1 pseudogene is annotated in these 294 nt (G+C 54.8%); it reads left to right on the forward strand.

The features are described 5' to 3' along the window. Nucleotides 1-294, forward strand: a pseudogene (locus JUJ53_RS25620) (ISNCY family transposase); the annotation flags it as partial.

Raw genomic sequence — 294 nt, forward strand, 5'->3', positions numbered from 1 at the left:
AGACCCACTACTTCCATAGCGTCATCACCCCAGTCATCGTCGCCCCAGGACAGCCTCACGTGATTCCGTTAGTGCCAGCGTTTATCGTGCCGCAAGACGGGCATGACAAACAGGACTGTGAGACGGCTGCAGCGAAACGGTGGTTGATGCAGCATGGAGAACGCTTTAGTCCAATGAAGGTGACGGTTTTAGGCGATGACCTCTATTGCCACCAGCCCTTGTGCCAACAGCTTCTAGACCAACACCTCAACTTCATCCTGGTGTGTCGTCCGCAATCCCACACCACCCTCTATG

The sequence above is a fragment of the Leptolyngbya sp. CCY15150 genome (genome assembly GCF_016888135.1).
Lineage (GTDB): Bacteria > Cyanobacteriota > Cyanobacteriia > RECH01 > RECH01 > RECH01.